Origin of the sequence: Pseudomonas putida, assembly GCF_028682455.1 — a bacterium.
In the GTDB taxonomy this organism is placed as follows: Bacteria; Pseudomonadota; Gammaproteobacteria; order Pseudomonadales; family Pseudomonadaceae; genus Aquipseudomonas; species Aquipseudomonas putida_AA.
Genome location: NZ_JANHLD010000001.1, coordinates 2138937 through 2162171 on the forward strand (window position 1 = coordinate 2138937; position 23235 = coordinate 2162171).

Sequence of the window (23235 nt, forward strand, 5' to 3'; positions counted from 1 at the left end):
CAATCGAAACACTGAAAATTTATCCAGCCCTCCGGGCGCCCCGACACCATGATCAGCACCGAACTCAAAACCACGATTCAGGGCGCCTATTCGCGTTTTCTCGAAGCCAAGAGCCTCAAGCCACGCTATGGCCAGCGGCTGATGATCGCCGAGGTTGCCAAGGTACTTGGCGATATCGACTGCGATGACGAAGGTCGCCGTGTCGGTGATCCCGCCGTCGTGGCGGTCGAGGCCGGCACCGGTACCGGCAAGACGGTCGCCTACAGCCTGGCCTCGATCCCGGCTGCCAAGGCGGCCGGCAAGCGCCTGGTGATTGCCACGGCGACGGTTGCCTTGCAGGAGCAGATCGTCTTCAAGGACCTGCCCGACCTGATGCGCAACAGCGGCCTGAACTTCAGTTTCGCCCTGGCCAAGGGGCGTGGGCGCTACTTGTGCCTGTCCAAGCTCGACCTGTTGCTGCAGGAGGGCCATGCGCAATCTGCCACTGCTCAGTTGTTCGAGGAAGAAGGCTTCAGGATCGAAGTCGACGAGGCCAGCCAGAAACTGTTCACCAGCATGATCGAGAAGCTCGCCGGCAACCGTTGGGACGGCGACCGCGACAGCTGGCCCCAGGCCCTGGAAGACCAGGACTGGGCACGACTGACCACCGATCATAGCCAGTGCACCGGCCGCCACTGCCCGAACTTCGGCCAGTGCACGTTCTACAAGGCCCGTGAAGGCATGGGCAAGGTCGATGTCATCGTCACCAACCACGATATGGTCCTGGCCGACCTGGCCCTGGGCGGTGGTGCAGTGTTGCCTGACCCGCGCGACACCATCTATGTGTTCGACGAAGGTCATCACCTGCCAGACAAGGCCATCGGCCATTTCGCTCACTACACCCGCCTGCGCTCCACCGCCGACTGGCTGGAGCAGACCGCCAAGAACTTGACCAAGCTGTTGGCCCAGCACCCCTTGCCGGGCGATCTGGGCAAGCTGATCGAGCAGGTGCCGGAACTGGCCCGGGAGATCAAGGCCCAGCAGCAGTTCATGTTCAGTGCGTGCGAGCAGGTCGCTGATTTTCGCCCCGGCGAAGACATGGAAGGCCGCGAGCGTCCGCGTCATCGCTTCGAAGCCGGCGTGGTGCCCGAGCATATGCGCGAGATGGGCATCGAGTTGAAGAAGGGCTTTTCACGCCTGACCGATCTGTTCACGCGCCTGACCGAGCTGCTCAAGGAGGGGATGGACGCGGAGGTGAACATTGGTATCGCCAGCCACCAGGCCGAAGAATGGTATCCGCTGTTCGGCAGCCTGCTGATGCGCGCCCAGGGCAACTGGGAACTGTGGACCGCCTTCACCGCCGAAGATCCGGAAGACAGCCCGCCCATGGCGCGCTGGCTGACTTTGGCCGAGAGCGGGGCACTGTTCGATATCGAGGTCAATGCCAGCCCGATCCTGGCGGCCGAGATGTTGCGGCGTAACCTCTGGAACGTCGCCCATGGCGCGTTGGTGACCTCGGCAACCCTGACCGCGCTGGGCAAGTTCGACCGCTTCCGCATGCGCGCCGGCCTGCCCAAAGACGCCGTGACCAGTGTGGTGCCCAGCCCGTTCCACCACGTCGATGCCGGTGTATTGCGGGTGCCGGACCTGCGCGCCGATCCCCGCGATGCCGCCGCACATACCGCCGCGATCATTCGTGACTTGCCGGAGCTGGTCGAGGGATCGCGCGGTTCGCTGGTGCTGTTCTCCTCGCGCAAGCAAATGCAGGATGTGTTCGACGGGCTGGACCGGGACTGGCGCAAGCAGGTGTTCATCCAGGGCAACCTGTCCAAGCAGGAAACCTTGAACAAGCACAAGGCGCGGGTCGATGGCGGTGACTCCAGCGTGTTGTTCGGCCTGGCCAGCTTTGCCGAGGGTGTCGACCTGCCTGGCGCCTATTGCGAGCATGTGGTGATTGCCAAGATTCCATTCGCCGTGCCCGATGATCCGGTCGAGGCTGCCCTGGCCGAGTGGATCGAAGCCCGCGGTGGCAACCCGTTCATGGAGATCGCCGTGCCGGACGCCTCGTTGCGGCTGATCCAGGCCTGCGGTCGCCTGCTGCGTACCGAAGAGGATCGCGGCACCATCACCCTGCTGGATCGACGCGTCGTCACCCAGCGCTATGGCAAAGCTATTCTCAATGCGTTGCCGCCGTTCCGACGAGAAATTTCCTGACGCCCCGCAGAGTAATGCTCCGGGGCGTTGTCTATGTCTCAGTTCAAGGCCCGCAAGGGCCCTCAAGGAGAGCACCTGCCCTATGATTCGCCGTACCTTGCCTGCTGTCTTCGCGCTGTTGCTCAGTAGTCCTTTGCTGGCCGGGCAACAGACGCTGTTCAGCTTCGTGCGCCCGGCCGCTGTGGTCAACGTGGTGACCGAAGATGCCAGTTTGCCGCAGTACAACGCAGAGCAGACGGCCGAGGGTGAGGTATTGCGCCGCGTGGTGTTCAACCCGGTTCAGCGCCCGAGCTTGAAATTGAGCCCGCAATCGGGGGTGTGGGACTGGTCTAGCGCTACCGCCCTGACGTTGCGCCTGCAAAGCGGCATGGACTGGCCGCTGACGGTGGATGTCACGGTGCTGAGCAGCGACGGCAAGACCCTCACCAGCACCATCGATCTGCCGGCAGGCCCGGCGCAGACGGTGCTGGTGCCGCTCAAGGCAACCTCGCCACTGAGCCAGGGCATGCGTGCCGGGCCGCCAATGCCATGGGTGCATGAGGGCCAGCGTTGGTTGCTGTCTAGTAGTGCCGGTGAGCTGGATCTCAAGCAAGTGGTGTCGGTGACCTTGTCGATGAACAAGCCCGATGTCGCCCAGAGCCTGATGATCGAGCGCGTGGGTACCCAGGACGACGATCAACTGCAAAAGGCTGTCTATACAGGCTTGATCGATGGTTACGGCCAATCCACCCGGGCGCGCTGGCCGGAAAAGATCGTCAGCGACGACCAACTCAAGTCCGCGGCGGCACGCGAGCAGCAGCAACTCAAGGGCTGGTTGGCCGAGCGCAGTCAGTTGCCACACGACAAATACGGTGGCGTGACCACAGGCGTGCGTTTCGAGGGCAAGGGTTTCTTCCGCACCGAAAAGCACGAAGGGCGCTGGTACCTGGTGACCCCTGAAGGCCATCCGTTCTATTCGCTGGGCGTCAATGCCGTCGCACCCGACGGCGGGCAGACCTACGTGGCCGGACGCGAGTCGATGTTCACCGCGCTGCCGCAGGCGGGCGAGCCCCTGGCGCAGTTCTATGGCGAAGGCAACAACAACGATGGCAACGGATCGTCCAGCGGGCGCGGTTTCAACCAGGGGCGCTGGTTCGACTTCTATGCCGCCAACCTGGAACGCACCCATGGCAAGGCTTGCACCCCGATCGCTGCAACCGACACCGCGCCCGCGCAGGAGTGCCCGGCGCCGGTGCTGGACAAACAGCGCTGGCAGGGGCATACCCTCGATCGCCTGCAGGCCTGGGGGTTCAACACCCTGGGCAACTGGAGCGATACGGGGCTGGGGCAGGCGGATCGCGTGGCCTACACCTTGCCGCTGTCGATCGTTGGTGACTACACCAGCATCAGCACGGGCATGGACTGGTGGGGCCGTATGCCCGACCCGTTCGACCCGCGTTTTGCCATGGCCACCGAACGTGCGGTCGCCATCGCCGCGCGTGACCACCGCGACGACCCGTGGCTGATCGGCTATTTTGCCGACAACGAACTGGCCTGGGCCGCGCCGGGCGATGACCCCAAGGCGCTGTATGCCCTGGCCTACGGCACGCTGCGCCTGACCACCGATGTGCCGGCCAAGCGTGCCTTCCTCAAGCAGTTGCGCGACAAATATCGGAACCAGGAGGGGCTATCCAAGGCCTGGGGTATCGACCTGCCGGCCTGGGAACTGATGGAAGACCCGGGCTTCGAGCCGCCCTTGCCGAGCCCGGAGTATCCGGAGATCGAGGCCGATTTCAAATACTTCCAGAAGGTATTTGCCGAAACCTACTTCAAGACCATTTCCGACTCATTGAAGTGGCATGCGCCCAATCACTTGCTGCTGGGCGGCCGCTACGCCGTCAGCACGCCGGAGGCGGTGGCCGCCTGTGCCGAATTCTGCGATGTATTGAGCTTCAACTTCTATACGCCCAAGCCTCAGGACGGCTACGAGTTCAGCCAGCTCAATGCGCTGGACAAGCCGGTGCTGGTCTCCGAGTTCCAGTTCGGCTCGCGGGATCGCGGCCCGTTCTGGCCAGGGCCGATGGAAGTGGCCAAGGAAGAGGCGCGCGGGCCTGCCTATGCCGCGTTCGTCAAGGCTGCGCTGGCCGAGCCAACGATTGTAGGGGTGCACTGGTTCCAGTACCTGGACCAACCGGCCAGCGGCCGCTTGCTGGACGGAGAGAACGGGCACTTCGGCCTGGTGGGCATTACCGATGTGCCGTTCCAGGGCTTTGTCGAGAGCGTGCGTAAAAGCAACCTGCAGGCGCAGGAGCAGATCGGCAAGCCCCTGGCGCCCGAAAAGGCGGCTGAAGCCCCGTAACACCTGCCTGTCGGCCCGACGTATGTGAGTACGTCGGGCCGAACCGCTACCGGGCCGGGCAACTGCCTGACCACTGTCTGTTCCCAAATCCGCCACAGGCTGAAACAATGCACGCCATTTTGGGTTTTGGTGTATTCGGGAGCGGCTGGGTGCAGATTCAGGGTCATTACGAGCTTAAGTTCGAAGCGGTGCGCGAAGCCTTCGCGGCCTTGTTCGACGATCCCCAGGAGCGGGGTGCGGCGCTGTGCATCCAGGTCGGTGGCGAAACGGTCGTTGATCTATGGTCGGGCACCGCCGACAAGGACGGTGCCGAGGCCTGGCACAGCGACACCATTGCCAATCTGTTTTCCTGCACCAAGGCCTTTGCGGCGGTCACCGCCCTGCAACTGGTAGGCGAGGGCAAGCTGTCGCTGGATGCACCGGTCGCGCGTTACTGGCCTGAGTTCGCCCAGGCCGGCAAGCAGGCCATCACTTTGCGGCAGCTGCTTTGCCACCAAGCCGGATTGCCGGCCATTCGTCAGTTGCTCAGCGCCGAGTCCTTCTATGAGTGGCAGACCATGGTCGACACCCTGGCCGCCGAGACCCCCTGGTGGACCCCGGGGACTGCCCATGGTTATGCGGCAATCACCTATGGCTGGCTGATCGGCGAGTTGATTCGCCGCGCCGATGGGCGCGAGCCGGGTGAATCCATTGTGGCTCGCACCGCACGCCCGTTGGGCCTGGATTTCCACATTGGCCTGGCCGACGACCAGTTCCACCGCGTGGCGCATATCGCCCGGGGCAAGGGCAACATGGGTGACGAAGCAGCCCAGCGTCTGTTGCAGGTTACCCTGCGCGAGCCCGAGGCGTTGTCGACCCGAGCCTTTACCAACCCGCCAGGGATGCTCACCAGCACCAACAAGCCGCAGTGGCGGCGGATGCAACAGCCAGCGGCCAATGGTCATGGCAATGCCCGCAGCCTGGCCGGGTTCTACGCAGGGTTGCTCGATGGCAGCCTGCTGGAATCCGAGCTGCTCGACGAGCTGACCCGCGAACACAGCCTGGGCGAGGACAAGACACTGCTGACCCGTACCCGTTTCGGCCTGGGCTGCATGCTCGATCAACCGACGGTGGCCAATGCCACCTTCGGCCTGGGCAGCAAGGCCTTTGGGCATCCGGGCGCGGGTGGATCGGTCGGGTTTGCCGACCCTGAACACGATGTGGCGTTCGGTTTTGTGACCAATACCCTGGGCCCTTATGTGCTGATGGACCCGCGGGCACAGAAGCTGGTACGGGTACTGGGCAGTTGCCTTTGATCGGTTAACCCCGGTGTTACCTGAACCCTTTGTCTATTCTGGATTCCAATGCTCAGCACTTTTGAGCAGAATTTCTTTCATTTTCATGGTGTATCGCTGATGTCTTCACATAAAACCTTAGCTCTCGCCCTGTGCTTGGCCATGACCGGTTGCGCGCAGCACTCTCAGAATGGCGCGGCAGATGGCGGGCTCAACTGGTGGCCCTTCGGCTCGGACAAGGTCGCCGACAAGGAAGTGAAGGAAGTCGTAGTCGAAAAGGTGGCCAAGGCCGATGCCAAGTCGGAAAGCAGCAGCCGCTGGTGGTGGCCATTCGGTGACAGCGACAAGGCCAAAGCCGCTGCCATTCCGAAGATCGACCACAAAGCTACTCAGGCCTGGCTGGACAACTATGAGCCGCGCCTGCGTGAAGCCATCAAGGACAGCAAGTTCGAGGTAGAGCGTCGTGAAGACGTGCTGGTGGTCACCGTGCCGGTGGATTCCTCCTACAACCCTGACCGTCCAGCCATGCTCCTGCCTGTTTCGCTGGGACCGATTACCCGGGTGGCCAAGGCCATCGAAACCGACAAGCAGACTGCCGTTCTGGTATTGGGTCATGCCGACACCAGCGGTGCTGCCGCCCTCAACCAGAAGCTCAGCCAGGAACGTGCGCAGTCGATCGCCGCGATCTTCCGCCTCAGCGGCCTGGAACGTGATCGTCTGAACCTGCGGGGCATGGGCTCGGAAATGCCTCGTGCGGCCAACGACAGTGTTGAAGGTCGCGCCTTGAACCGCCGAGTAGAGATGGTACTGACCCCGCAAAACACCATGATCGCCTTGCTCGCCAAGTACAAGCAGCCAACCCCGAGCCCGGCCGCGATGGTTGCCGTGCAAGATGCCAAGGCACCGGTCAAGGCGGCTGTGAAGCCTGCCGCCAAGGCACCGGCCAAAGCTGCCAGCACCGCCAAGAAAGCTGCTCCGGCCAAGAGCACTGCAGCCAAGAAGAAAGCCACTGCCGCCAAGCCCGCAGCCAAAAAGCCTGCGCCGGCAGCGAAAAAAGTGGCCGCCAACACCAGCCCTGCGAAGACCAACTGATCGTCAAGGAACGCAGCAATGACCCAGACCCTGGCCGATATGCGCCGCGACTACACCCGTGATGGCCTGGCAGAAGCCCAGGCCCCGGACGAACCCTTCGCGTTGTTTCGCCACTGGTTCGACGACGCGGTGAAAACCGAGCAGCCGCCGGTAGAGGCCAATGCCATGACGGTGGCGACGGTGGATGCTGACGGTCGCCCGCACTGCCGGATCCTGTTGCTCAAAGGCCTGGATGACAAAGGCTTCACCTTTTTCACCAACTACGAGAGCGCCAAGGGCCAGCAGCTGCTGGCCAATCCCTATGCGGCCATGACTTTCTTCTGGCCGGCCCTCGAGCGGCAGGTGCGAATCGAAGGCAAGGTGGTCAAGGTCAGTGCCCAGGAATCGGACGAGTATTACCAGGTGCGCCCGTTGGGCAGTCGCCTGGGGGCCTGGGCATCACCACAGAGCCGGGTGATAGCTGATCGCGCGGAGCTCGAGGGGTTGGTCAAGGCCACCGAGCAGCGGTTCAGCGACACGCAGCCGCATTGCCCTGAACACTGGGGCGGCTATCGCTTGCTGCCCGAACGCATCGAGTTCTGGCAGGGGCGTGCCAGCCGCCTGCATGACCGCCTCAATTACCGCCTGCAAGAGGGCACCTGGTTGCGCGAGCGCCTGGCGCCCTAATCGGTATAGCTGGCGGCCTCGCGCTCCAGCCAGGTCGCCAACTGTGCGCGCTTGACCTTTTGCGCGCGCGCTTTGTCCAAGCACTCAAGCATGTAGGCTTTCTTGCGCTCGTCCTTGCCGGCCATCGACAGCGCCAGGTCGCGGTCCATCCAGCGCCGGATGCGCACATACAACCACCAGTGAAAATACAACCCTGCCACAGTCGTGACGACGACGATGAAGTAATCCATGACTATCCTTGCGCTAGACGTTTCTACAGACCGCATCGATGACACAGGCTGTATGGAAGCTGAATAGAAGCAATTTTACCCCGCATCGGTCGTGACAGTCGTCAATGGGCGGAGTCTAATGAACACCTGAATTATGGAGATCATCCTATGCGTAAATCTGTTCTGCTGTTGGCCAGCTTCACAACGATGTCGATTCTGCTCACTGGTTGTGCGTCGAGCCTGACCGGCGATAGCTATTCGCGTGACGAGGCCCGCCGCGTTCAAACGGTACGGATGGGCACCATCGAGTCGCTGCGACCGGTCAAAATCGAAGGTACCAAGACCCCGATCGGCGGCGGCGCCGGCGCCGTTGTTGGCGGCGTGGCCGGTAGCGCCATCGGTGGCGGGCGCGGCAGCATCGTTGCGGCGGTCATCGGTGCCGTGGCGGGTGGCCTGGCCGGCTCTGCCGCTGAAGAAGGCCTGACCCGCACCCAAGGCGTGGAAATCACCGTACGTGAAGACGACGGCAGCATGCGCGCCTATGTGCAGGCGGTGCAGGAAAACGAAATTTTCCGTGTGGGTGAGCGTGTGCGCATCATGACCGTCGATGGTACCAGCCGGGTTTCGCACTGATACCCGATCAGCCATGAAAAACCCCGACTCGGCAGTGCCGGTCGGGGTTTTTTATTGCCTGCTTATCGGTCAGGCGGTGACGGCTTTGCGACTGGCCAGCGCGGTCATGGTGTAGCCGATCAGCGCGGCGAGAATGGAGCCGGTCAGGATACCCATGCGGTCCATGCCGGCATACTCGCTGCTGCCGGGCACGAACGCCAGGGAGCCCACGAACAGGCTCATGGTGAAGCCGATACCACACAAGATCGCCACACCCAGCACCTGGCCCCAGTTGGCGTTGGCGGGTAGGGCGGCAATACCCAGCTTGACCGACATCCAGGTCAGGCCGAATACCCCGAGGGTCTTGCCCAGCAGCAAGCCCACGGCGATGCCCATGGGCACGTGGTGGGTGAAGCTCTCAAGCGTGACCCCGGCCAGCGATACACCTGCGTTGGAGAAGGCAAACAATGGCAGGATGCCGTAGGCGACCCACGGGTGCAGTGCATGCTCCAGCGTCAGCAGTGGGGAGGGCTCGGCATTGCGGGTGCGCAATGGAATGCACAGGGCCAGGGTGACGCCGGCGAGGGTGGCGTGCACACCACTCTTGAGCACGCAGACCCAGAGGATCAGGCCGATCACCATATAAGGCCCCAGCTTGACCACGCCCAGCCGATTCATGGCGATCAGGGCCACCAAGCAGGCTGCTGCCAGCATCAGCGACAAGCTCGACAATTCGCCCGAGTAGAACAGGGCGATGACAATGATCGCACCCAGGTCATCGATGATCGCCAGGGTCATCAGGAACAGTTTCAGCGACACCGGCACACGCTTGCCCAGCAGGGCAAGTACGCCCAGGGCGAAGGCGATGTCGGTGGCCATGGGAATGGCCCAGCCCGCGCTCGCGCTTGGGTCATCCTTGTTCAGGAACCAGTAGATCAGCGCAGGAACTACCATGCCGCCAATGGCTGCAGCACCGGGCAGGATGATCTGCGACGGCTTGGACAGGTGGCCTTCGACCACCTCGCGTTTGACTTCAAGGCCGATCAGCAGGAAAAACAGGGCCATCAAGCCGTCATTGATCCACAGCAGCAGCGGCTTGGCGATTTTCAGTGCGCCGATCTGGGCGACCACGGGGACATCCAGCAGGCCGTTGTACAGGTACGATAACGGCGAGTTGTTGATGATCAGGGCCAGGGCAGCTGCAGCAATCAGTAATAGACCGCTGGCTGCTTCCAACTGAAAGAAACGTGTGAAAGTGCTACGCAGCAAGGGTGATCTCCATCCTGAGGGTTCCAATAGGGCGACACCCTACCGTGAGAAGATATTCTTTAAAACAAAAACTATATTCGTTTTTGTTATAAATGATGGCCATCTTGCCTCATGCAGCCTAGCAGTTGTATCGGAATATTTACTGTGGCTGTATCTGTTAGCTTTCGCTGGGGATTCCTACCATGAACCCCTGCATTTCGATCTTTTTACGGGACTGGACCATGACTGATCACCGCCTGTGGGCACGCGAAGCCATCCGTATCATCGAGGCTGATTTCCAGCGCAGTGCCGATACCCACCTGATCCCGCTGCCAATGCCGGGGTTTCCGGGCGTCGAGCTGTATTTCAAGGACGAGTCCAGTCACCCCACCGGTAGCCTCAAGCATCGCCTGGCGCGCTCGTTGTTTCTCTACGCCTTGTGCAACGGCTGGTTGCGCCCCGGTGCGCCCGTGATCGAAGCTTCCAGTGGTTCGACGGCGATTTCCGAAGCCTACTTTGCGCGATTGCTCGGATTGCCCTTCATTGCAGTGGTGCCAGCCAGCACCTCGCAGGAAAAGATCGCCCAGATCGCCTTCTATGGCGGCCAGAGTCACCTGGTCAAGGATCCGACGCAAATCTATGCCGAGTCCGAGCGCCTGGCGCGGGAAAGTGGCGGGCATTTCATGGATCAGTTCACCTACGCCGAGCGGGCCACCGACTGGCGGGCCAACAACAATATTGCCGAGTCGATCTTCAGCCAGATGCGTTTCGAGCGCCATCCCGAGCCGAGCTGGTTGATTTCAAGCCCCGGCACGGGTGGCACCACGGCAACCCTGGGGCGCTATGTGCGTTATCGCCAGTACCCCACGCGGGTATTGTGTGCCGATGCCGAGCGTTCGGTGTTTTTCGACAGCTACAAGAGCGGTGATCGTTCCTTGCAACTCGATTGTGGCTCACGGATCGAAGGCATTGGCCGGCCACGGGTCGAGGCATCGTTCCTGCCCGATGTCATCGACGCGATGGTCAAGGTGCCCGATGCCTTGTCGCTGGCTGCCATGCACTACCTGGCCGGGCGCCTCGGGCGGCGGGTCGGTGGCTCAAGCGGCACCAACCTGATCGGTGCATTGATCGCGGCGCAGCAAATGCACGCGGCAGGCGAGGCCGGCTCGATCGTGGCGATACTCTGTGATGGCGGCGACCGTTATGCGACCAGCTACTACGACCAGGGCTGGCTGAAGTCGCAGGGGTATCAGTTGGAGGGGGTGATCGAGGCGGTGACGGCGTGTGTCGAGGGGGGCAAGCCTTTGCCTGCGACCATCTTGCGTGAGGGGATCTGAAAACCATCGCGGGGCAAGCCGCTCCCACACTGTGGGAGCGGCTTGCCCCGCGACTGAGCGTTACTTCTCCAGGCCCAACATGCTGCGCGCCACGGCCTCGGCGATACGAATCCCGTCCACACCTGCCGACAGGATCCCGCCCGCGTAACCCGCACCTTCGCCGGCCGGGAACAGACCCTTGAGGTTCAGGCTCTGCATGCTCGCATCACGGGTGATACGCAGCGGTGACGAGGTGCGGGTTTCGATCCCTGTCAGTACGGCGTCGTGCAGGTTGTAACCCTTGATCTGCCGATCGAAGGCAGGCAAGGCTTCACGTATGGCCTCGATGGCAAAGTCCGGCAGGCTCGGGGCCAGGTCGCCCAGGTTGATGCCAGGCTTGTACGACGGCTCGACACTACCCAGGGCCGTTGACGGCTTGCCGGCGACAAAGTCGCCGACCAGTTGGGCCGGTGCGTGGTAATTGCTGCCACCGAGCACATAGGCATGGGCTTCGAGCTTTTCCTGCAGCTCGATACCGGCTAGCGGGCCGCCTGGGAAGTCCTGCTCGGGGGTGATGCCGACGACGATACCCGAGTTGGCATTGCGCTCGTTGCGTGAGTACTGGCTCATGCCGTTGGTGACCACCCGGCCTGGCTCGCTGGTGGCTGCCACGACGGTGCCGCCCGGGCACATGCAGAAGCTGTAGACGGAGCGTCCGTTCTTGGCGTGGTGAACCAGTTTGTAGTCTGCCGCGCCCAGTTTCGGATGCCCGGCATACTTGCCCAGGCGCGCCTGGTCGATCAGCGATTGCGGGTGCTCGATACGGAAGCCGATGGAAAACGGCTTGGCTTCCATGAAAACGCCGCGGGCGTGGAGCATGCGGAAAGTATCCCGGGCGCTATGGCCCAGGGCCAGGACCACATGGCGCGAATGCAGCTGTTCGCCGCTTTCCAGCACTACGCCATTGAGCTGGCCATCGTCCATCAGCAGGTCGGTGACTTTCTGTTCAAAGCGCACTTCGCCGCCCAGCGCGTGAATTTCATGGCGCATGTTCTCGACCATGCCGGTCAGGCGGAAGGTGCCGATGTGCGGCTTGCTGACGTAGAGAATCTCGTCCGGTGCGCCGGCCTTGACGAACTCGTGGAGGACCTTGCGACCGTGGTGCTGCGGGTCTTTGATCTGGCTGTAGAGCTTGCCGTCGGAGAAGGTGCCGGCGCCGCCTTCGCCGAACTGTACGTTCGACTCGGGGTTGAGCACGCTCTTGCGCCACAGGCCCCAGGTGTCCTTGGTGCGCTGGCGTACTTCCTTGCCCCGTTCGAGGATGATTGGCTTGAAGCCCATCTGCGCCAGCAGCAGGCCGGCGAAGATCCCGCAGGGTCCGAAGCCGACCACGATCGGGCGCTCCGGCAGGTCGGCAGGCGCTTGCCCGACCACCTTGTAGCTGACATCCGGCGCGACATTGACGTTGTGGTCGTCGGCGAACTTTTGCAGCAGTTCGGCTTCGTTGCTGACGTTCAGGTCGATGGTGTAGATGAACAGCAGTTCGCTGTTCTTCTTGCGGGCGTCGTAGCTGCGCTTGAACAGGGTGAAGTCCAGCAGCTGCTCGTCGCTGATCCCCAGGCGTTGCACGATGGCCTCGCGCAGTGCTTCATCAGGATGATCCAGCGGCAGCTTCAGTTCGGTGATTCGTAACATGGCAGGGTCCAGTATCCCGGCCATGAACGGCCGGCGGCTTTACACAAACCGCCAAGTATAAGCTGTTCCCAGCCGTTGCAGGCAGGATAAACGCGTGCACCGATGATCAGTCGCTGCGCGCGCCGCCGTAATAGGCGCATCCACGCATCGTCTGGCCGTCGACGCGCAACTCGGCCATCAGGTGCTGGACACCACCGGTGGCGATATCGACACAGCGTTGCGGGGCGACCCAGAGCTCCACGCGCTGGCCATTGGCTTCGGTGCTGAGGCTGAAGCGGCCATCGGGCAGTTGCTCTTCCAGATACGGTACGGCCAGGGACGGTTGGCCAGGACGGTCCAGGACCATGCCCTTGCCACTGGCCTTGAGGTTCCAGTCCGGTTCGTGGCCGCTGGCACGCAGGGTCAGGCGCTTGAAGTTGGGATCGCTGCAGGCACTGCTGGAGTGCTCGACCCGATACAGGCGCTGTACGTTCAACTGGCCATCGTTGCCGGCTTTCTGGCTGGTAGACAGCGTGCCGTTGATATCGGCGAACAGCGTGCCCGGCTCGTCGGCTAGGTCCGCCGCTTCCTGCAGGATGCCGGTGTTGCCGGCATCGAACACGGCAAAATGGCGATCTTCCGTGCACGGCTTGAACAGCAACTGGCCACCTTGTGCGCTCAATTCGCCTTGCATCCGGGTCATGCCGACGCTAGAGGCGACCTGCGGTTTGTCGGCCAGCATCTGGCAGCCGGCAAACAGTGGCAACAAGGCGACAAGCAACAGCGAAGGGGCGGCACGCATCGAGCAAACTCCAGAGTCTCTACCAAAAGGTGCCGCCACGTTACGCAGGCTCGACGCCGATCACAAGGCCTCAGCCAACATGATAGGTCTGGCCAGACTGCAGGCCTTCGACGCTCTTGGCGTAGGCCAGCGCCACCTCGGCTGCCGGCACGGGTTTGAACCCACGAAAATAAGGGGCGTAGGCCGGCATCGCTTCGACCAGCACATTGGGGCTGATGGAATTGACCCGCAATCCGCGCGGCAATTCGATGGCCGCGGCCTTGACGAAGGCATCGATAGCGCCGTTGACCAGGCTCGCCGAGGCGCCTGTGCGGATCGGGTCATGGCTGGTGACGCCGCTGGTGAAGGTGAACGAGCCGCCATCGTTGATGAACTCCCGGCCAATCAGCAACAGGTTGACCTGGCCCATGAGCTTGTCGCCAAGGCCCAGGGCGAACTGTGCTTCGGTCATTTCGGCCAGCGCGGCGAAGGTCACGTTGCCGGCGGCACAGACCAGGGCATCGAAGCGGCCTGTCTGTTCGAACAGGCGGCGAATCGAGGCGCTGTCGCTGATATCGACCTGATAGTCACCGCTGCTGCGGCCGATAGGAATCACTTGGTGACGTTGTTCCAGTTCTTTGGCTACCGCCGAACCAATGGTGCCGCTGGCGCCGATCAACAGGATTTTCATGGATACGTTCCTTGCTGGTTGTGAGGGCAAGGCTCAAGTCTAGGGTGGATTTTTCTGCGGATAAGCGTGCTAATGGGCAACCTTTGGTTTTCATATGGAAACAATCTGTGAGTGACCTGGACGATCTGGCAGCCTTTGCCGTGTTGATGGATGCCGGCAGTTTCACCCTGGCCGCGCAGCAGCTGGGTTGGAGCAAAGGGCAGCTGTCCAAGCGCATCAGTGCGTTGGAGGCCAGTCACTCGGTCAAACTCCTGCATCGCACGACGCGCCGGCTGAGCCTGACTGCAGCGGGGGCGATGTTGCTGCCCCAGGCCCAGGCGCTGGTCCGTCAAATGGAGGGTGCCCGCCAGACCCTGTCCATGCTCAGGGACGAACTGGCAGGCCCGGTGCGCATCACCGTGCCGGTGTCGTTGGGGGAGACGTTTTTCGAAGGGCTGTTGCTGGAATTCGCCTCGACCTACCCAGGTCTTCAGGTGGAGCTCGAATTGAACAATGGCTACCGGGATCTGCTGGGTGATGGCTTCGACCTGGCGATACGCACCGAGGTCCAGGGCGATGCGCGGCTGGTCGCTCGCCCGGTGCTGGCGATGCAGGAACTGACCTGTGCCAGCCCGGCTTATGTCGAGCGGTACGGGCAGCCGCACACGCCGGCGCAACTGGGCGGCCATCGCTGCTTGCTCAACAGTCACTACAGTGGTCGCGAGGAGTGGTTGTATCACCAGCACCACGAATTGGTGCGGGTGCAGGTTGGCGGCAGTTTCGCCAGCAACCATTACAGCCTGCTGAAGAAAGCCGCGTTGCTAGGGGCGGGAGTTGCCAGGTTGCCTTCCTACATGGTCCATGGCGAGGTGGCAGACGGACGACTGCTCTGGTTGTTGCGTGACTACCAGACGCGCAGTGTGCCGCTGTTCCTCGTGCATCCCTATCAAGGCGCGATGCCCAGGAGGGTCCAGGTGCTTGCCGACTACCTGATGCGCTGGTTCAAAAACGTAGGAGCGGGATTGCCCCGCGATGCGATGTGACCGTTGGATCACGATCGCAGGGCAAGCCCGCTCCTATAGTGGGTCAACCCCCCAGGTAAGCGTCGCGTACCTTGGGGTCGGTCAGCAGGGCTTCACCGGTGCCTTGCATTACCACCCGGCCGTTTTCCAGCACATAGGCACGGTCGGCGACTTTGAGGGCCTGGTTGGCGTTCTGCTCGACCAGGAACACCGTTACGCCGTCACGGCGCAGTTGCTCGATGATGTCGAAGATCTGCTGGATGATGATCGGCGCCAGACCCAGCGATGGCTCGTCAAGCAACAGCAGCTTGGGTTTGCTCATCAAGGCCCGGCCGATAGCGAGCATTTGCTGCTCGCCACCGGACATGGTGCCGCCACGCTGGCTGAAGCGTTCCTTCAGGCGCGGGAACAGGTGCAGGACCTTGTCCATCTGCTCCTGGTAATCGCCCTTGTTGGTAAAGAAGCCACCCATGGCCAGGTTCTCTTCCACCGTCAGGCGGGCGAACACCCGGCGGCCCTCCGGCACCACGGCAATGCTCTTGCGCATGATGTGCGAGGACGGCTGGCCGACCAGTTCTTCACCCAGGTACTTGATGCTGCCGCTTTGTGCCTGGGGAGAACCACAGAGGGTCATCAGCAGGGTGGATTTACCTGCACCGTTGGCGCCGATCAGGGTGACGATCTCACCCTGGCGGATCTCGACGTTGACGCCGTGCAGCGCCTGGATCTTGCCATAGAAGGTGGAAACGTTTTCGAACTGCAGCATTTACGCTTCCCCCAGGTAGGCTTTGATCACTTCAGGGTTATCGCGGATCTGTTCCGGCGTGCCGTCGGCCAGGGGCGTGCCCTGGTTGATGACCACGATATGGTCGGAGATGCTCATGACCAGTTTCATGTCGTGCTCGATCAACAGCACGGTGACGTTGTGCTCTTCTCGCAGCAGGCTGATCAGGGCCTTGAGGTCTTCGGTCTCCTTGGGGTTCAGGCCGGCCGCCGGTTCGTCGAGCATGAGGATCCGCGGACGAGTCATCATGCAGCGGGCGATTTCCAGGCGCCGTTGCTGACCGTAGGCCAGGGTCCCGGCGGTACGGTTGGCAAACTCGGTGAGGTTGACCTTGTCCAGCCAGAACTGCGCATAGTCCATGGCTTCGCGCTCACTGCGGCGAAAGCCTGGGGTCTTGAACAGCCCGGCGAAGAAATTGGTGTTCAGGTGACGGTGCTGGGCGATCAGCAGGTTTTCCAGCGCGGTCATCTCTTTGAACAGGCGCACGTTCTGGAAGGTCCGCACCACGCCCTTGCGGGCAATTTCGTGCCCGGCCAGGCCCTGGATCGGCTGGCCATCGAGCAGGATGCTGCCGGCGCTCGGCTTGTAGAAACCGGTCAGGCAGTTGAACACCGTGGTCTTGCCGGCCCCGTTAGGGCCGATCAATGCCACTACCTGTTTTTCCTTGACGGTCAGGGCCACGCCGTTGACCGCCAACAAGCCGCCGAAGCGCATGCTCAGGCCGCTGACTTGCAGAATTTCGCGGCTCATCGACGCAGCTCCATATGGGGACGTTGCATAGGCAGCAGGCCTTGCGGACGCCAGATCATCATCAACACCATCAATGCACCGAACATCAACATGCGGTATTCGCTGAATTCACGCATGAGTTCGGGCAGCAGGATCATCACGATGGCCGCGAGAATCACGCCCAGCTGAGAGCCCATACCGCCAAGCACGACGATGGCGAGGATGATCGCCGACTCGATGAAGGTGAACGACTCCGGTGTCACCAGGCCCTGGCGTGCGGCGAAGAAGCTGCCGGCGAAACCGGCGAAGCAGGCACCCAGGGTGAACGCCGAGAGCTTGATCACGGTAGGGTTCAGGCCCAATGCTCGACAGGCGATCTCGTCTTCGCGAAGCGCTTCCCAGGCACGGCCGATGGGCATGCGCAGCAGGCGGTTGATCACGAACAGGGCGAGCAAGGCCAGCAACAGCGCTACCAGGTAGAGGAAGATGACCTTGTTGATCGAGTTGTACGGCAGGCCGAAGAACTCGTGGAAGGTCTGCATCCCCTCGGCCGCGCGACGCTCGAAGGTCAGGCCGAAGAAACTCGGCTTCTCGATGTTGCTGATGCCGTTCGGGCCGCCGGTCAGGCCGGTGAGGTTACGCAGGAACAAGCGGATGATTTCACCGAAGCCCAGGGTCACGATGGCCAGGTAGTCACCGCGCAGACGCAGTACCGGGAAGCCGAGCAGGAAGCCGAACGTGGCCGCCATCATGCCGGCGATCGGCAGGCAGATCCAGAAACCCCAGCCAAAGTAGTGCGACAGCAGGGCGTAGCTGTAGGCGCCGACCGCGTAGAAGCCCACATAACCCAGGTCGAGCAGGCCCGCCAGGCCTACCACGATGTTCAGGCCCAGGCCCAGCAACACGTAGATCAGGATCAGGGTGGCGATGTCGACCGCACCGCGCGAGCCGAAGAACGGCCACACCAGTGCAACCACGATCAGGCCCAGGATGATCCAGCGTTGGGTCTTGGGCAGGGTCAGGAAGTTGCTCACGGCCGGCGAGATCAGCTTGCGGTCCGAGCGGGTGCGCATGACGGCGCTCCACTGCTTGTCGAACAGCACCCGCAGGAACATCAGCACCGAGCACACGGCAATGATCGTGATGGTGAACGTGCCCTGGCTATGGACGATCAGGTTGATGCCATCGATGCTCAGCTTCAGGCCAAGCACCGGGAAGGCCACGGCCCAGACCAGCAAGGCGGCGAAGAACGCCTGTTTGAGATTTCTGTTCATACTTTTTCAACCTCCGGACGGCCGAGAATGCCGGTCGGACGGAACAACAGCACCAGAACCAAAAGACCGAAGGCCACCACGTCCTTGTACTGGTCGCCGAAGATGTCGGCGCCAAAGGCTTCAGCCACCCCCAGCACCAGCCCGCCGAGCATGGCGCCCGGAATACTGCCGATGCCACCCAGAACGGCCGCGGTAAAGGCCTTCAGGCCTACCAGGAAACCGGCGTTGGGGTTGATCACCCCGTACTGCATGCTCAGCAGAACGGCCGCCACGGCTGCCAGGGCAGCACCGATGACGAAGGTCAGGGCGATGATGTTGTTGGTGTTGATGCCAAGCAGGTTGGCCATCTTGATGTCTTCTGCGCAGGCCCGGCAGGCCCGGCCCAGACGCGAACGCGAGATGAACAGGGTCAGACCGGTCATGGCCACCAGGGTGACAACGAAGACCAGGATCTGCATGTAGGAGATCAGCACTTCCTCTGCGCCGCCCGGTCCGAAGGAGATGCTCCCCGGGATCAGGTTGGGAATGGACTTGTCCTTGGAGTCCTGGGACAGCAATACGGTGTTCTGCAGGAATATCGACATACCGATGGCAGAAATCAGCGGGATCAACCGGTTGCTGTTGCGCAGCGGCCGGTAGGCGACCCGTTCGATACTGTAGCCATAGGCACTGGTTACGAAGATCGTGGCGACGAACGCGACGGTCATCAGTATCGGCAGTGAGTGGATCCCCATCATGGCAAGCCCGGCAAGGGCAATGAACGCCACGTAGGAACCGATCATGTACACCTCGCCATGGGCGAAGTTGATCATTCCAATGATGCCGTAAACCATTGTGTAGCCAATGGCTATCAAGGCATAGGTGCTGCCAATGGTCAGACCATTAACCAGCTGTTGGAAGAAGTGATAGATCTCAGGCATTACAGCGCTCCTAAAAACCTGATACGCATTTCACTGGTGGGGTAACCCCGGCCGGTCTCGTGGTCTTGAGCCACTTCGACGCAGGCACTGTCAGCGAACCGCTGGTGACGGTTTTAAGATTTTCAGGTGAACCTGCTCCCGGATCGCGGGAATCAGGCCCATGAACCTCGTAAAACAAAGCCCACTGCTCGCACAGTGGGCTTAGTAGTCATGTAGTCAGACGGGATTACTGAGGAGAAACTTCGGTTTTAGGTTTGCCGAAATGCCATTCGTAGACCACGAATTTGAAGTCTTTCAGGTCGCCCTTGTCGTCGAACGACAGGTCGCCAGTTGGGGTCTTGAAGGTGCCTTTGTGGATTTGCGCGGCGACTTTTTCTGCGTCGTCGCTGCTGCCGGCGGCCTTGATGCCATCGGCGATCAGCTGGACAGCCGAGTAGGCCGGGAATACGAACGGGCCGCTTGGATCCTTGCCATCGGCCTTGATGGCCTCGACGATGGCCTTGTTCGCAGGGTCGGCGTCGAAGGATTTAGGCAGGGTTACCAGCAGGCCTTCGGAAGCGTTCTGGGCGATTTGCGAGATGGAGTCGTTGCCGACGCCTTCAGGGCCCATGAACTTGGCGTTCAGGCCTTTTTCCTTGGCCTGGCGCAGGATCAGGCCCAGCTCTGGGTGGTAGCCGCCGTAGTAGACGAAGTCGACGTTGTTTTGCTTGAGCTTCTGGATGATGGACGAGAAGTCCTTGTCACCGGCGTTCAGGCCTTCGAACACGGCAACCTTGGTGCCTTTGCCTTCCAGGGTCTGCTTGACCGCGGTGGCGATACCTTCGCCGTACTGCTGTTTGTCGTGCAGGACTGCAACCACTTTCGGTTTGACGTGGTCGGCAATGTAGTTGCCGGCCGCCGGGCCCTGAGCGCTGTCCAGGCCGATGGTGCGGAAGATCAGCTTGTAGCCACGGGCGGTGATTTCAGGGCTGGTGGCAGCTGGGGTGATCATGATCACGCCTTCATCTTCATAGATGTCGGACGCAGGCTGGGTGGAGCTGGAGCACAGGTGGCCAATTACGAACTTGACGCCATCGTTGACCACTTTGTTGGCGACTGCCACGGCCTGTTTAGGGTCGCAGGCGTCATCATATTCCTTGGCTTCGAGCATCTTGCCGTCGACGCCGCCCTTGGCGTTGATGTCTTTGATGGCCTGCTTGGCACCGATGAACTGCATGTCGCCGTACTGAGTGACCGGGCCGGTTTTCGGGCCGGCGATGCCGATCTTGATGGTATCGGCTGCAAACGAATGGCTGGCAACCCCGGCCAGAACCATTGCGGCAAACAGCTTGGAAATCTGCTTAGTAGCCTTACTCATAATGCTCCACTCATTCTGTTGTAATTTTTATAGTCCTGCGGCCAGAGCGTGAGGACCGGATCGGGTTCCTGCAAGGCCACGCCTTGTCACGGTCCCGGTTGCTCCGATTTTGCCCTGGCAACTGTACCGGTACAGTGTAGAGCGCCGCTTTGTCGCTTGAAAAGCAGGCCCGCCGAGGCAAATCCTGAGCATGTCGCTTAATTGACAGAAACGTACAGGAAAGCGGCTTGGTGCAGTCAGATTCACGCGGTAAATCGCCGCTTTCCAGTTGATTACGCTCAATTACTTATTTGAAACCGGGTTTTTCTGCAAAAATACCGACCTCACACAGTGGTCGAATTATTTCTGGCAGGAACCCATGACTGATCAACCTAGCACCCTCTATGCCAAGCTGCTCGGCGAGACGGCAGTAATCGAGTGGAAAGCCCTGGAGCGTTTTTGGGCCAAGGGTGACCTGATTTGGGTCGACCCGACCCTGGACCTGATCGAAGTTGCACAGGCAATGGCCGAGAACCGCAGCGAAACCGTGGCTGCATGGCGTAATGCTGGCACGGTAGGGCCCGTTACTGCGGAGCAGGCGCTAGACCTTCAGAGCCGCGATCCAGAGATATGGGCAGTGGTGGTTTCACCGTTCATCGTGATTCAGGTGAAGAAACCCGAGTAGGCGTGCCCTGAATTGGTGCGTGAAAACGCACAGGCAGGCGGTTTTAGTGCGCGAGACTGTTCAGGCGGGGTGACCGTTGGTAACAGTCTTCGCTGGAGGTAACAGTTTCGCGGGGCAAGCCCGCTCCTACAGGTAGGAGCGGGCTTGCCCCGCGATGCGTTCAGTTTCAGTAATCCACTTTCCCGGTATGACTGTTCAACGAAATCACCCGCGTCTTGCCGATGCGATGGCGGAAGATTTCGCGCAGGTATTTCACCGCTTTCTTCACGCATTCCCGTGACAGGCGAATGTCGTTGATCGAGACGAACTTACTCTTGTCATTGATCAGTTCGCGGTACTTTTTCTCGTACATCGGTTTGATCGCGTACCAGTTGGTATCGAGGATCTTCGCCGGGTTCTCGTATTCATTGAGCAAGTCGTCGATACGCGCCTCATCGAAGGTTTCGCTGGTGATGAATTCGAGGATGGCATTGTCCAGGGTGTCGTCGAAACGATAGGGATTGCGCGCAAAGCAACGTTTGATGAACGCCACGATCAAGGTCAGGAAGTCATCCGACAGGCACGGGCTCTTGGCGATCAGGGTGGTCAGCGACAGGTTTGCCGATGCACCGATGACCAGGGCATAGCGCTTGAGGGTGGTGTTGGGAAACAGGCTGTTGAGGTGGGTCTTGAGCCGATTCAGGTCCATGTACGACAGCTTGTAGTCCTTGGGCAGCGAGACGATCGAGACCACCGACGAGCAATTCTTGAAAAAGTGCAGGTCATGCAGCGCCGCGGCGTCGTAACCCGAGGCCTTGTATTGCTCCAGAGCCGCACGATAGCGCTTTGACTCGATCGGCAGCAGGCTGATGCCCTCGATGGCCTGGGTCAGCTTGTTGAAATGCGGCAGGTCGATGGAGCGAAAGAACAGGTCATCGATATTCAAGGGCTGCTGGTCTTTTTCGAACACCTTGAATTTGTCCGTGCCTGGCGAGGCCCGCTCCGGTACCACGGACTCGGCGTAGGCAATGGCCACTGGGCCTGCCAGGCTCATGAACAGGTCATTGGCGTCCAGGCGAATGGTTTCGCCAATGTCGATGCCTGCCCGGCGGAAGTAGTTCTGGTCGTAGTCGGTGGTCACCGCCTGGGCGGTGAGGATGTTGAAGATCTGCTGGGAGATGTACTGGTTGGCGTGCTTTTCCATGGCATTGACATCAATGTTCTGGATATTGCCGTCATCGTTCTCTTCGGCATAGCGCATGATGTCGTTGGAGATCAGCATCATCGCGTTCCAGGGGCGGATACGGCCCATGACACTGGCTTCGCTGCTGTCTTCGTTATCGAAGTTGTAAGAAAAGTCCCATTCCTCCGATAGGTATTTACACAGCAGTCGCCCGGCATTGATGTGAAGTGCTTCGGACATTTCACTGCGGTGATCGGAAATGTTCGGCAGCACACAGATGCCGCTGGTGAAGATTGGTTCGAACACGAACGAGTGCCCGCTCTTGCCGTCGTTCTCATCCGCAGGCTTGGTATCGAAGGTCTTGTTCATGTACGAGTACTGCTGGGCCAGGCCGAACTCCGACGCCATGCCCGACCCGGTACCACCACCGGCGCTGAAAATGTAGAAGTACAACCGGGACTGGTTGGCCTTGATCCCGCAGGAGTCGATCAGGTAGGAGTGGATCAGCTTCCAGTCGGCGCTGGAAAAACGGTGGGTCTCCTTGTTGAGAATGATCTTGGCCAGGTACTGGCCCAGGATCGGCGCATTACCTGCACCACCGGCATGGACTTCCGAAAGGTCCATGATCTTCATTTTGCTGTAGTCGCGGATGAAGCCGCTCTTTTCACCCTTGCCCGAGAAGCGGATGCGCCCGGCGATGTCTTTGTCCAGGTCGCCCAGCATTACCAGCGGCTCGACCAGGAACACCGGTTTGCTGGGCTTGTTCTGTACCAGGCGCAGATTGTTGCGGATCCAGCGGGCCGGGCTGTAGCTCGCTTCGCTACCGGCAGGGTCTTGATTATTGAATTCGTTGAGGTAGAAGGTCCTGGCGTTGTATACAAGTTCTGCGACATCCAGGGCGATGTTCGAACCGCAGCGACCCAGGCCAATCAGGCACACCGAAGGGAACTGCTGGTCCAGGCGTAGTTGGCTTTCATCTTCGAGATGGACGCTGGGTGGAAACACCAGGTCGCGCAGGCCGTCGAGGTTTTCGAGGATGCGCTGGATGTCTGTCTCGGTGAAGTAGAGGTACTGCTGCGGATTGAGCACCCGCGAGGTATGTAACTCTCTCGCCCCTGAATGGTTGAGCGCGGGAAGGGATGACGTCAGCTCGGAAACCGCGTTGGCAGAAGTATTCTTGGAGGTCATTTTGCGCCATTTGCCTGCAGGTGGATGGCTGTTCTAGTGGATATCATAGGGCCATCACTGGA

Annotated in this window: 20 protein-coding genes; 9 read left to right on the forward strand and 11 right to left on the reverse strand. The window is 61.0% G+C overall.

Features of this window, described 5'->3' with window-relative positions:
* Positions 1 to 48: 48 nt before the first annotated feature.
* The 5 genes from dinG (at position 49) to pdxH (ending at position 7563) form a co-directional block, all read left to right on the forward strand.
* Positions 49 to 2193 (forward strand): ATP-dependent DNA helicase DinG, encoded by a 2145-nt coding sequence (gene dinG, locus NPS58_RS10315; protein ID WP_274115246.1) that lies wholly within the window; start codon positions 49 to 51, stop codon positions 2191 to 2193.
* A gap of 82 nt (positions 2194 to 2275) precedes the next feature.
* Complete coding sequence (locus tag NPS58_RS10320; RefSeq protein WP_274115247.1) at positions 2276 to 4531, forward strand: beta-agarase; 2256 nt, start codon at positions 2276 to 2278, stop codon at positions 4529 to 4531.
* A gap of 149 nt (positions 4532 to 4680) precedes the next feature.
* Positions 4681 to 5826, forward strand: a complete 1146-nt coding sequence (locus tag NPS58_RS10325) for a serine hydrolase domain-containing protein (RefSeq protein ID WP_274115397.1) — start codon at positions 4681 to 4683, stop codon at positions 5824 to 5826.
* Between the two features lie 99 nt (positions 5827 to 5925).
* The gene (locus tag NPS58_RS10330; protein WP_274115248.1) at positions 5926 to 6897 is read left to right on the forward strand and encodes an OmpA family protein; all 972 of its coding nucleotides are present in this window, start codon (positions 5926 to 5928) and stop codon (positions 6895 to 6897) included.
* Positions 6898 to 6915: 18 nt separating this feature from the next.
* Positions 6916 to 7563, forward strand: coding sequence for a pyridoxamine 5'-phosphate oxidase (pdxH, locus tag NPS58_RS10335; RefSeq protein ID WP_274115249.1), 648 nt, complete (start codon positions 6916 to 6918; stop codon positions 7561 to 7563).
* Here the strand turns inward: pdxH and NPS58_RS10340 are convergent.
* Complete coding sequence (locus tag NPS58_RS10340; RefSeq protein WP_274115250.1) at positions 7560 to 7793, reverse strand: hypothetical protein; 234 nt, start codon at positions 7791 to 7793, stop codon at positions 7560 to 7562. The two genes, pdxH and NPS58_RS10340, sit on opposite strands and share 4 nt — an antisense overlap.
* Before the next feature lie 147 nt (positions 7794 to 7940).
* On the opposite strand from NPS58_RS10340, the gene NPS58_RS10345 reads away from it, so the two are divergent.
* Positions 7941 to 8405 (forward strand): glycine zipper 2TM domain-containing protein, encoded by a 465-nt coding sequence (locus NPS58_RS10345; protein ID WP_274115251.1) that lies wholly within the window; start codon positions 7941 to 7943, stop codon positions 8403 to 8405.
* Positions 8406 to 8474: 69 nt separating this feature from the next.
* On the opposite strand, the gene nhaA is transcribed toward NPS58_RS10345, so the two are convergent.
* A complete protein-coding gene (gene nhaA, locus NPS58_RS10350) occupies positions 8475 to 9653 on the reverse strand; it encodes a Na+/H+ antiporter NhaA (RefSeq protein ID WP_274115252.1) in 1179 nt (392 codons plus the stop codon).
* 221 nt (positions 9654 to 9874) lie between these two features.
* Here nhaA and NPS58_RS10355 point away from each other — a divergent pair, with 221 nt between their 5' ends.
* The gene (locus tag NPS58_RS10355; protein ID WP_274115253.1) at positions 9875 to 10969 is read left to right on the forward strand and encodes a PLP-dependent cysteine synthase family protein; all 1095 of its coding nucleotides are present in this window, start codon (positions 9875 to 9877) and stop codon (positions 10967 to 10969) included.
* A gap of 60 nt (positions 10970 to 11029) precedes the next feature.
* On the opposite strand, the gene NPS58_RS10360 is transcribed toward NPS58_RS10355, so the two are convergent.
* From NPS58_RS10360 to NPS58_RS10370, 3 genes are all read right to left on the reverse strand, one after another.
* A complete protein-coding gene (locus NPS58_RS10360) occupies positions 11030 to 12643 on the reverse strand; it encodes an NAD(P)/FAD-dependent oxidoreductase (RefSeq protein ID WP_274115254.1) in 1614 nt (537 codons plus the stop codon).
* Between the two features lie 106 nt (positions 12644 to 12749).
* Positions 12750 to 13424: a COG3650 family protein gene (locus NPS58_RS10365; protein ID WP_274115255.1), complete on the reverse strand. Its 675-nt coding sequence runs from the start codon at positions 13422 to 13424 to the stop codon at positions 12750 to 12752.
* A 70-nt stretch (positions 13425 to 13494) separates the two neighbouring features.
* A complete protein-coding gene (locus NPS58_RS10370; protein ID WP_274115256.1) occupies positions 13495 to 14094 on the reverse strand; it encodes a short chain dehydrogenase in 600 nt (199 codons plus the stop codon).
* A 107-nt stretch (positions 14095 to 14201) separates the two neighbouring features.
* Between NPS58_RS10370 and NPS58_RS10375 the strand changes: the two genes are divergently transcribed.
* Positions 14202 to 15116 (forward strand): LysR family transcriptional regulator, encoded by a 915-nt coding sequence (locus tag NPS58_RS10375; protein WP_274115257.1) that lies wholly within the window; start codon positions 14202 to 14204, stop codon positions 15114 to 15116.
* A 43-nt stretch (positions 15117 to 15159) separates the two neighbouring features.
* Here the strand turns inward: NPS58_RS10375 and NPS58_RS10380 are convergent, their stop codons facing one another.
* The 5 genes from NPS58_RS10380 to NPS58_RS10400 form a co-directional block, all read right to left on the reverse strand.
* Positions 15160 to 15861 carry an ABC transporter ATP-binding protein gene (locus NPS58_RS10380; RefSeq protein ID WP_274115258.1) on the reverse strand — a complete coding sequence of 234 codons (702 nt, stop codon included), beginning with the start codon at positions 15859 to 15861 and terminating at the stop codon, positions 15160 to 15162.
* Positions 15862 to 16629: a high-affinity branched-chain amino acid ABC transporter ATP-binding protein LivG gene (gene livG / locus NPS58_RS10385; RefSeq protein WP_274115259.1), complete on the reverse strand. Its 768-nt coding sequence runs from the start codon at positions 16627 to 16629 to the stop codon at positions 15862 to 15864.
* Positions 16626 to 17882, reverse strand: coding sequence for a high-affinity branched-chain amino acid ABC transporter permease LivM (locus NPS58_RS10390; RefSeq protein WP_274115260.1), 1257 nt, complete (start codon positions 17880 to 17882; stop codon positions 16626 to 16628). The genes livG and NPS58_RS10390 overlap by 4 nt, the downstream gene beginning before the upstream one ends.
* Positions 17879 to 18802, reverse strand: coding sequence for a high-affinity branched-chain amino acid ABC transporter permease LivH (gene livH, locus NPS58_RS10395; protein WP_128324136.1), 924 nt, complete (start codon positions 18800 to 18802; stop codon positions 17879 to 17881). Before livH ends, NPS58_RS10390 begins: the two co-directional genes overlap by 4 nt.
* 226 nt (positions 18803 to 19028) lie before the next feature.
* Positions 19029 to 20159, reverse strand: coding sequence for a branched-chain amino acid ABC transporter substrate-binding protein (locus NPS58_RS10400; protein ID WP_274115261.1), 1131 nt, complete (start codon positions 20157 to 20159; stop codon positions 19029 to 19031).
* Between the two features lie 358 nt (positions 20160 to 20517).
* Between NPS58_RS10400 and NPS58_RS10405 the strand changes: the two genes are divergently transcribed.
* Positions 20518 to 20823 (forward strand): DUF2288 domain-containing protein, encoded by a 306-nt coding sequence (locus tag NPS58_RS10405; RefSeq protein ID WP_274115262.1) that lies wholly within the window; start codon positions 20518 to 20520, stop codon positions 20821 to 20823.
* A gap of 166 nt (positions 20824 to 20989) precedes the next feature.
* Here NPS58_RS10405 and NPS58_RS10410 read toward each other — a convergent pair whose 3' ends face one another.
* Positions 20990 to 23173 (reverse strand): hypothetical protein, encoded by a 2184-nt coding sequence (locus NPS58_RS10410; protein ID WP_274115263.1) that lies wholly within the window; start codon positions 23171 to 23173, stop codon positions 20990 to 20992.
* Positions 23174 to 23235: the final 62 nt, after the last annotated feature.

Excerpts from the sequence above, each read along its gene's own strand:
- livH (WP_128324136.1), bottom strand. The coding sequence starts at position 18,802 with ATGCCTGAGATCTATCACTTCTTCCAACAGCTGGTTAATGGTCTGACC.
- NPS58_RS10370 (WP_274115256.1), bottom strand. The coding sequence starts at position 14,094 with ATGAAAATCCTGTTGATCGGCGCCAGCGGCACCATTGGTTCGGCGGTA.
- NPS58_RS10380 (WP_274115258.1), bottom strand. The coding sequence starts at position 15,861 with ATGCTGCAGTTCGAAAACGTTTCCACCTTCTATGGCAAGATCCAGGCG.
- NPS58_RS10340 (WP_274115250.1), bottom strand. The coding sequence starts at position 7,793 with ATGGATTACTTCATCGTCGTCGTCACGACTGTGGCAGGGTTGTATTTT.
- pdxH (WP_274115249.1), top strand. The coding sequence starts at position 6,916 with ATGACCCAGACCCTGGCCGATATGCGCCGCGACTACACCCGTGATGGC.
- NPS58_RS10330 (WP_274115248.1), top strand. The coding sequence starts at position 5,926 with ATGTCTTCACATAAAACCTTAGCTCTCGCCCTGTGCTTGGCCATGACC.
- NPS58_RS10400 (WP_274115261.1), bottom strand. The coding sequence starts at position 20,159 with ATGAGTAAGGCTACTAAGCAGATTTCCAAGCTGTTTGCCGCAATGGTT.
- NPS58_RS10390 (WP_274115260.1), bottom strand. The coding sequence starts at position 17,882 with ATGAACAGAAATCTCAAACAGGCGTTCTTCGCCGCCTTGCTGGTCTGG.
- NPS58_RS10365 (WP_274115255.1), bottom strand. The coding sequence starts at position 13,424 with ATGCGTGCCGCCCCTTCGCTGTTGCTTGTCGCCTTGTTGCCACTGTTT.
- NPS58_RS10405 (WP_274115262.1), top strand. The coding sequence starts at position 20,518 with ATGACTGATCAACCTAGCACCCTCTATGCCAAGCTGCTCGGCGAGACG.
- NPS58_RS10355 (WP_274115253.1), top strand. The coding sequence starts at position 9,875 with ATGACTGATCACCGCCTGTGGGCACGCGAAGCCATCCGTATCATCGAG.
- NPS58_RS10320 (WP_274115247.1), top strand. The coding sequence starts at position 2,276 with ATGATTCGCCGTACCTTGCCTGCTGTCTTCGCGCTGTTGCTCAGTAGT.
- dinG (WP_274115246.1), top strand. The coding sequence starts at position 49 with ATGATCAGCACCGAACTCAAAACCACGATTCAGGGCGCCTATTCGCGT.
- NPS58_RS10360 (WP_274115254.1), bottom strand. The coding sequence starts at position 12,643 with ATGTTACGAATCACCGAACTGAAGCTGCCGCTGGATCATCCTGATGAA.
- livG (WP_274115259.1), bottom strand. The coding sequence starts at position 16,629 with ATGAGCCGCGAAATTCTGCAAGTCAGCGGCCTGAGCATGCGCTTCGGC.
- NPS58_RS10345 (WP_274115251.1), top strand. The coding sequence starts at position 7,941 with ATGCGTAAATCTGTTCTGCTGTTGGCCAGCTTCACAACGATGTCGATT.
- NPS58_RS10410 (WP_274115263.1), bottom strand. The coding sequence starts at position 23,173 with ATGACCTCCAAGAATACTTCTGCCAACGCGGTTTCCGAGCTGACGTCA.